The sequence below is a fragment of the Streptomyces sp. YGL11-2 genome (assembly GCF_050054615.1).
In the GTDB taxonomy this organism is placed as follows: Bacteria; Actinomycetota; Actinomycetes; order Streptomycetales; family Streptomycetaceae; genus Streptomyces.
On sequence record NZ_JBNHIN010000012.1, the window covers coordinates 33,495 to 41,141 of the forward strand.

A 7,647-nucleotide genomic window follows, 5' to 3' on the forward strand; every position below is an offset into this window, starting at 1 on the left:
ACCGCCGTGAGAAGACGGCCGCGAAGAACGGCGGACCGCACGGACCACGAAGACGATTCGGCCCCGGCAGGCGGCGCGCCGTCGTGACGCGCCGCCTGCCGGGGCCGGGGTATTCGGCTGGAGGTACCGGGGGTCAGCCCCCGAAAAACCGCAGCGGTTTCTCCGCCCTCGTCAGACGGTGACCTTCTCCAGGGCCTCACCGAGGGCCTTGGCCTCGTCGGGGGTCAGCTCGACGACGAGCCGACCGCCGCCTTCGAGCGGAACGCGCATGACGATGCCCCGCCCCTCCTTGGTCACCTCGAGCGGGCCGTCGCCCGTCCGCGGCTTCATGGCCGCCATGCTCGTTCCCCTTCCTGAAACCAGCTCATCTCAGCCGACGGCCTTGATAGGCGCGTGTCACCGGCATCGAACACATTGCTTCCAGGCCATTATCCCGCATCGAACGACCCGATGACCAACATCAGGGGGCATCCCTTTTGCAACGCGCTCCCGCAAACCCACCCAATTCGGGGAGGTGGCTGCCATACTTCGCCGCTCCTCACCACCCGACGCGCCCGCAATCTTTGACGTACGTCACATGCCGACGGCGGATGATCTCCGGCATCCTGAGCGCTGGCTGCCGCTACCGGGCAGTCCAGAGCCGCGACGGAGGGGACTCCACTATGGCCGACACCGTGCTCTACGACGTGACCGACGGACTCGCGACGGTCACCCTCAACCGCCCCGACGCGATGAACGCGATGAACACGGAGGCGAAGGTCCTGCTCCGGGACATCCTCCAGGAGGCCGCCGCCGACGGGGCCGTACGGGCGGTGCTGCTGACCGCCACCGGCCGCGCCTTCTGCGTCGGGCAGGACCTCAAGGAGCACATCGGCCTGCTGGCCGAGGACCGGGCCACCGGCACGGGCGCCACCATGAACACCGTGCGTGACCACTACAACCCCATCGTCACGGCGTTGACCGAGATGCCCAAGCCGGTCGTGGCGGGCGTCAACGGGGTCGCCGCGGGCGCCGGCGCGGGCTTCGCGCTCGCCGCCGACTACCGCGTGGTCGCCGACACCGCCTCCTTCAACACCTCGTTCGCGGGCGTCGCGCTGACCGCCGACTCCGGGATGTCCTGGACGCTGCCGCGGCTGGTCGGCCACGGCCGGGCCGCCGATCTGCTGCTCTTCCCGCGCTCGGTCGGCGCCCAGGAGGCATACGAGTTGGGCATCGCCAACAAGGTCGTCCCGGCGGACGAGCTGGCCGACGAGGCCGCGGCCGTCGCCCGCCGGCTGGCCCAGGGACCGACCGCCGCCTATGCCGCGATCAAGCAATCGCTGGCCTTCGGCGCCGGTCACTCGCTCGCCGAGACTCTGGGCAAGGAGGACGAACTCCAGGTCCGCGCCGGGGCGTCGGAGGACCACCACATCGCGGTCGAGGCGTTCGTGAAGAAGCAGAAGCCCACCTTCCTGGGGCGCTGACCCCGGACGGCCCCGGCGGTTCAGCCGGCCGCCGCCTCCACCACCGCGCGCGCATGGCAGTCCGCGAGATGGTCGTTGACCAGGCCGCACGCCTGCATCATGGCGTACGCGGTGGTGGGGCCGACGAAGCGGAACCCGCGCTTCTTCAGATTCTTGGCGAGCGCGACCGACTCGGGGGTGGTGGGCTGCACATCGCCCACGGTGCGCGGCGCGGGGCGGCCGGCCCGGTCGGGGGCGTAGGACCAGATGAGGGCGTCGAGCTCGCCGGGGGCCAGCTCGGCGGCGATCCTGGCGTTGTTGATCGTCGCGGCGATCTTGGCGCGATTGCGGATGATCCCCGGGTCGGCGAGCAGCCGCTCGGCGTCCGCGTCCGTGAACCGCGCCACCGCCCCGATCCGGAAGTCGGCGAACGCGGCGCGGAATCCGGTGCGGCGCCGCAGGATCGTGATCCAGGACAGCCCGGACTGGAACGCCTCCAGGCTCATCCGCTCGAAGAGCGCGTCGTCGCCGTGGACCGGCAGGCCCCACTCCGTGTCGTGGTACGCGCGGTAGTCCGCCATCTGCTCGGACTCCATGCCCCACGGACAGCGCGGAACGCCGTCCGGAGCCGTCACCACACCGCTCATGCCCGCCCCTCCCCTTCTCCTTCGCCACCGGCCGCCGGGCCGCCCGGGGCCGCCGGCCCGCCGGGCGCGTCCGGGGTCCCGGCCCGCTCGTCCTTCCCGACCGGTCCGCTCGCGGGCCGGGTGTCCTGCGCCGGGGCCGGCCGGGCCGGGCCCTCGGATGCCGGGGCGTGCTGCGCGCCGGTGTCCTGGATCAGGCCGGGGCCGCCCATGGCCGCGGCATGCGCCCCCGCCAGCGCCGCCTCCAGCTCGGCGATCCTGGCGTCCCGCTCGGCCAGCTCGGCGCCGAGGCGGTCCAGGACGTCGTCGACATCGTCCATGCGGTAGCCGCGCACGACCACCGGCAGCCGGACGGCGTCCACATCGGCGCGGGCCACCGGACGGTCCTGCGGCAGCGGGTCGTGCAGCCGGTCCGGCTCGGTGTCCCGCAGCCCGCCGCCGTCCCCTCCGGCGTCACCGCCACCGACGACGACAAGCGTGACCGCGGCGACCACCACGACCATCGCGATCAGCATGAACCAGAACACGACCAACTCCCCGGACTCTGTGTCTCCTCCGATCGTGCCATGCGGGTCTGACGGTTAGGGTCGCTCCCGGACCACGGAGAGGGAGTCAACGGAATGCTGCGGCTGGGAAAACGCGAGTTCGGGGCGCATGAGCCGGTGATCATGGCCATCGTCAACAGGACCCCGGACTCCTTCTACGACCAGGGCGCGACCTTCCGCGACGAACCCGCGCTGGACCGCGTGGAGCAGGCGATCACCGAGGGCGCCGCGATCATCGACATCGGCGGCGTCAAGGCCGGCCCCGGCGAGGAGGTGAGCGCCGAGGAGGAGGTCCGCCGTACGGTCGGTTTCGTCGCCGAGGTGCGCCGCCGCCACCCCGATGTGGTGATCAGCGTCGACACCTGGCGGCACGAGGTCGGCGAGGCGGTCTGCGAGGCCGGCGCGGATCTGCTCAACGACGCCTGGGGCGGCGTCGATCCGCGGCTCGCCGAGGTCGCCGCCCGGTACGGCGCCGGCCTGGTGTGCACCCACGCCGGCGGCGCCGAACCGCGGACCCGGCCGCACCGGGTGACGTACGACGACGTGATGGCCGACATCCTGCGGGTGACGCTCGGACTGGCCGAGCGGGCACGGGTGTTGGGCGTACGGCGGGACGGGATCATGATCGACCCGGGGCACGACTTCGGGAAGAACACCCGGCACAGCCTGGAGGCGACCCGGCGGCTCGGCGAGATGGCGGACACCGGGTGGCCGGTGCTGGTCTCGCTGTCCAACAAGGACTTCGTCGGCGAGACCCTCGACAAGCCGGTCAAGGAGCGGGTGCTGGGCACCCTGGCGACCACCGCGGTGTCCGCCTGGCTCGGCGCCCAGGTCTACCGCGTCCACGAGGTCGCCGAAACCCGGCAGGTGCTCGACATGGTGGCCTCGATCGCCGGCCACCGGCCCCCGGCGGTCGCCCGCCGCGGACTGGCCTGAGGGGACCGCCTCCGGGGGCGTGGGAACAGATCCCGTAGGGGATGCCCGCGCCCCCTGCGGGCCACAACTGGGCGGGCGGGGGCGGTATTCCCGCGGCGGGAACCTTCGGTATGTCCAAGATGTCCGTGCCGGGAAGTCCGATGTCCGTGCCGAACGCCACCGGCAGAGCCCCGACCCCGCCCCGCCCCGGGCCACCAGACAGGTCCGCACCAGCCCACCGGCCTGTCCGTACCACCGGACAGGTCCGCGCCCGTGCCTGTCCGCCCCCGGCCCGCCGGACAGGTCCGTCCTAGATGCCGACCTCCTTGGTCACCAGCGCGATCGCCTCGTCCACGTCGTCGCTGATGTGGAACAGCTCCAGGTCGCGCGGCGACGCCTTCCCCTGGGCGACGAGGGTCTCGCGCAGCCAGGCGACCAGACCGCTCCAGTAGTCCGTGCCGAAGAGCACGATCGGGAAGCGGGTGACCTTGCGGGTCTGGACGAGGGTCAGCGCCTCGAAGAGCTCGTCCAGGGTGCCGAGCCCGCCGGGGAGGACGACGAACCCGCGCGCGTACTTGACGAAGCAGGTCTTGCGGACGAAGAAGTAGCGGAAGTCGACCCCGAGGTTCACGTAGTCGTTCATCCCCTGCTCGAAGGGGAGCTCGATGCCGAGCCCGACGGAGGTCCCACCGGCCTCACTGGCGCCCTTGTTGGCGGCCTCCATGGCGCCCGGACCGCCGCCGGTGATCACCGAGAAGCCGGCCTTCACCAGCGCCGCGCCGATCCGCACCGCGGCGTCGTACTCCGTCGAACCGCGCGGCGTACGGGCCGAGCCGAAGACGCTCACGGCCGGGCCCAGCTCGGCCAGCGCGCCGAAGCCCTCCACGAACTCCGACTGGATGCGCATCACGCGCCAGGGGTCGGTGTGCACCCACTCGGAGGGGCCTTCGGAATCCAGCAGCCGCTGGTCCGTCGTGCCGGTCTGCACCTGGTCGTGACGGCGCAGTACAGGGCCCAGCCGCTGCTCCTCCGGGACGGGTGCTCCCTCGGGGTTGGCCATGACGTGCTCCCTCCGCTGGCGATCGTTTGCCACTTCAGCGTAGATCCGCCCGCGTGAAGCGCAGGGGAATTCCGCCGGTATGCGACCGGTCGGCCGCCGGTCCGTCAGGTCGGCGGCGGCCGGTCCGCCGCGGAGGGGCGCCGACGGTCAGTCCCCCGACGGCCGGTCGGTCAGCCAGGCGCGCAGCCGCTCCTCGCAGTGCAGGATCCGGGCGACTTCGACCCGCTCGTCCTTTTTGTGCGCGAGCAGGGAGTAGCCCGGGCCGTAGTTGACGGCCGGGACGCCCAGCGCGCTGAAGCGGGAGACGTCGGTCCAGCCGAACTTGGGCATCGCGGTGCCGCCGACGGCCTCCATGAACGCCTTGGCGGCCGGGTGGGCCAGGCCGGGCAGCGCGCCCGGGGAGTGGTCGTCCACGACGAACTCGTCCACGGGGCAGTCGGCGAAGACCTCGCGGACGTGCGCCACCGCCTCCTCGGGGCTGCGGTCGGGCGCGTAGCGGAAGTTGACGGTGACGGTGCAGGCGTCCGGAATGACGTTGTTGGCCACCCCGCCCTCGATCCGTACCGCGTTGAGGCCCTCGTGGTATTCCAGGCCGTCGATGACGGGACGGCGCGGCTCGTAGGCGGCAAGCTTGGCCAGGATGGGGGCGGCGCCGTGGATCGCGTTGGTGCCCATCCAGCTGCGCGCGGAGTGCGCGCGCTCCCCGCTGGTGCGCAGCAGCACCCGCAGGGTGCCCTGGCAGCCGCCCTCCACCTGCCCGTCGGAGGGCTCCAGCAGGACGGCGAAGTCGCCCGCGAGCCAGTCGGGGTGGGCGTCGGCGACCTTGCCGAGGCCGTTGAGGTGCGCGGCGACCTCCTCGTTGTCGTAGAAGACGAAGGTCAGGTCGCGGTTGGGGGCGGGGACGGTGGCGGCCATCCGCAGCTGGACGGCGACCCCGGACTTCATGTCGCAGGTGCCGCAGCCCCACAGGACGCCGTCCTCGTCGAGCCGGGAGGGCACGTTGTCCGCGATCGGCACGGTGTCCAGGTGCCCGGCGAGCACCACCCGCTCAGCGCGGCCCAGGTGCGTCCGGGCCACGATGTTGTTGCCGTGGCGGTCGACGGTCAGGTGCGGCAGTGCGCGCAGGGCCTGCTCGACGGCGTCGGCGAGGTCCTTCTCGTTGCCGCTCTCGGACGGGAAGTCGACCAGCTGCGCGGTGAGCGCGGCCGAATCGAGCGACAGGTCGAGGCCGGGGTGTGTGGAGCGCTCCATGGATCCGACCCTATCGGCAGCCCTCCGGTACGTTGGGCTTCGTGTCCGCCCAGCCCGTATCCCGCCCCCGCCGCAAGCGCCTGTGGCGTACGTTCGCGGCCTTCGCCGTCCTCCTCGGGGTGGCCGGGTATCTCCTGGTGCAGTACGTCACCAGCGGCCCCGGGGCACCGCGCTGCATGGTACGCGTCCAGGGAGACGGCGACCCGTACGAGCTGACACCGGAGCAGGCCGCGAACGCCGCGACGATCTCCGCGGTGGCGTCCTCGCGGGGGCTTCCGGAGCGGGCGGTGACCATCGCGCTGGCCACCGCGATGCAGGAGTCGGGGCTGCGCAACATCAACTTCGGTGACCGGGATTCGGTCGGCCTTTTCCAGCAGCGGCCGTCCCAGGACTGGGGCACCGTGAAACAGATCATGGACCCGGTCTATTCGGCCGGGGAGTTCTACCGGCATCTGGCGAAAGTGCCCGGCTATTCCCGGCTGCCGCTGACCGTCGCCGCGCAGAAGGTGCAGCGCAGCGGCTATCCGCAGGCGTACGCCAAGCACGAGGCGAATGCCGCGCTGCTGACCGGCGCGCTGACCGGCCGCAACGGCGACGCGATGAGCTGCACGGCCAGCCACCCGGTGGACAGCGCCGGGCCGGACGGCGTGTCGAAGGTGCGGGAGAGGCTGGTACGGGAATTCGGCTCCGACGTGCTGCCGGCGGCGGACGGCGGCACGGGGCGCGACGCGGCCGGCGGGCGGGGGCTGACGGTGCCGGTGGAGCGGTACCAGTACGGCACGGCGAACGCGGACAACGCCCGGCAGCGCGGCTGGCAGTTGGCGACCTGGGCGCTGGCCCACTCGGCCGAGCTGCACATCGAACAGATCTCTTACGCGGACCGCACGTGGACGGCGGCCGATTCCGGGAAGGGCTGGCAGCACCGGGAGTCCGGCCCCGAAACGACCGCGGGCGACGTTCGTATCATCACCGCGCAGTAGGTTACCGAGTCCCCCGGAAGGGGTGCGCGGCGTCAATTTCCCTTTCCTGTCCGGGATTTCACCTGGTTGCCGCCGTATCCTCCGCCAATTGCCTTGCGTTTAAGGGGCTGTGACCTTTCCGCACGACTTCGGGGCGTACGCAGATCGCTCAGCTTTACCCAGAGCAGATTATGCGACACGTTGCCAGTTCTTTACCGGAGTTCACCGCAACCTGCGGGCACTTGACGCGGTAGTCAGTGCGTCCGCCCGGCGGACATGGCACATCTGTCAGAAGTACGAAGTCCTTCTCCGTAAAAGGAGCACCATGTCCCTCCCCGTTACGCGTCGGATCGCCCGAGCCGCCCTGCTGATCGCAGCGGGCGCCGCTCCCGTGGTCGCTGCGGCCGGTTCCGCGAGCGCCGTGAGCCTGCCCCCTCAAGGCAACGAGATGGGCGGGCTGAGCACGCTGGACTCGGCGAGCACCGGCAAGGCCCTGGACTCGCAGGCGCAGAAGGGCGTCGGGGTGGTCAACGCTACCGGTAACGAGGCCGAGCGCACCCTCGCGCCGGCGCTGGTGAGGACCCTGGCTCCGGCCGTCGTGGAGACCACCCCGGTGGCCCAGGACGCCGCCCACAGGGCGGAGGGCATGGCCCGTCCGATCGCGCAGAAGGGCGCCGCGACCGAGCAGGCGGTGCCGGAGGAGGCCGGGGGCCTGCTCGGCCGGCTGGTGGTGCCGGCGGCCCAGACCCTGATCGGCGGGGTGCCGGTCGACAACAACTGACCCACCGGCGCCGACCGTCGCGCGGGGGCCCGGGGAGTGTGCTCTCCCCG

General features: G+C 71.9%; 9 protein-coding genes. 4 read left to right on the forward strand and 5 right to left on the reverse strand.

The window, feature by feature from the left end; genetic code table 11:
- Positions 1-171: 171 nt before the first annotated feature.
- Positions 172-339, reverse strand: coding sequence for a DUF3117 domain-containing protein (locus ACO1BR_RS16040; protein ID WP_003985072.1), 168 nt, complete (start codon positions 337-339; stop codon positions 172-174).
- A 323-nt stretch (positions 340-662) separates the two neighbouring features.
- On the opposite strand from ACO1BR_RS16040, the gene ACO1BR_RS16045 reads away from it, so the two are divergent.
- Positions 663-1,463, forward strand: a complete 801-nt coding sequence (locus ACO1BR_RS16045; RefSeq protein WP_426795733.1) for an enoyl-CoA hydratase/isomerase family protein — start codon at positions 663-665, stop codon at positions 1,461-1,463.
- 20 nt (positions 1,464-1,483) lie between these two features.
- On the opposite strand, the gene ACO1BR_RS16050 is transcribed toward ACO1BR_RS16045, so the two are convergent.
- Together ACO1BR_RS16050 and ACO1BR_RS16055 are read right to left on the reverse strand one after the other, a co-directional pair.
- Positions 1,484-2,089 carry a DNA-3-methyladenine glycosylase I gene (locus ACO1BR_RS16050; RefSeq protein WP_426795734.1) on the reverse strand — a complete coding sequence of 202 codons (606 nt, stop codon included), beginning with the start codon at positions 2,087-2,089 and terminating at the stop codon, positions 1,484-1,486.
- Complete coding sequence (locus ACO1BR_RS16055; RefSeq protein ID WP_426795735.1) at positions 2,086-2,613, reverse strand: DivIVA domain-containing protein; 528 nt, start codon at positions 2,611-2,613, stop codon at positions 2,086-2,088. The genes ACO1BR_RS16050 and ACO1BR_RS16055 overlap by 4 nt, the downstream gene beginning before the upstream one ends.
- 93 nt (positions 2,614-2,706) lie before the next feature.
- Between ACO1BR_RS16055 and folP the strand changes: the two genes are divergently transcribed.
- Positions 2,707-3,567: a dihydropteroate synthase gene (gene folP / locus ACO1BR_RS16060; RefSeq protein WP_426795736.1), complete on the forward strand. Its 861-nt coding sequence runs from the start codon at positions 2,707-2,709 to the stop codon at positions 3,565-3,567.
- A gap of 289 nt (positions 3,568-3,856) precedes the next feature.
- Here folP and ACO1BR_RS16065 read toward each other — a convergent pair whose 3' ends face one another.
- The gene (locus ACO1BR_RS16065) at positions 3,857-4,606 is read right to left on the reverse strand and encodes a TIGR00730 family Rossman fold protein (RefSeq protein WP_426795737.1); all 750 of its coding nucleotides are present in this window, start codon (positions 4,604-4,606) and stop codon (positions 3,857-3,859) included.
- Between the two features lie 147 nt (positions 4,607-4,753).
- On the reverse strand, positions 4,754-5,857 hold the full coding sequence (gene dapE / locus ACO1BR_RS16070; protein ID WP_426795738.1) for a succinyl-diaminopimelate desuccinylase: 1,104 nt from the start codon (positions 5,855-5,857) through the stop codon (positions 4,754-4,756).
- A gap of 41 nt (positions 5,858-5,898) precedes the next feature.
- Here dapE and ACO1BR_RS16075 point away from each other — a divergent pair, with 41 nt between their 5' ends.
- Both ACO1BR_RS16075 and ACO1BR_RS16080 read left to right on the forward strand, forming a co-directional pair.
- On the forward strand, positions 5,899-6,837 hold the full coding sequence (locus tag ACO1BR_RS16075) for a heavy metal transporter (protein WP_426795739.1): 939 nt from the start codon (positions 5,899-5,901) through the stop codon (positions 6,835-6,837).
- Positions 6,838-7,141: 304 nt separating this feature from the next.
- Positions 7,142-7,597, forward strand: a complete 456-nt coding sequence (locus ACO1BR_RS16080) for an ATP-binding protein (protein ID WP_426795740.1) — start codon at positions 7,142-7,144, stop codon at positions 7,595-7,597.
- The last annotated feature ends 50 nt before the right edge of the window (positions 7,598-7,647 follow it).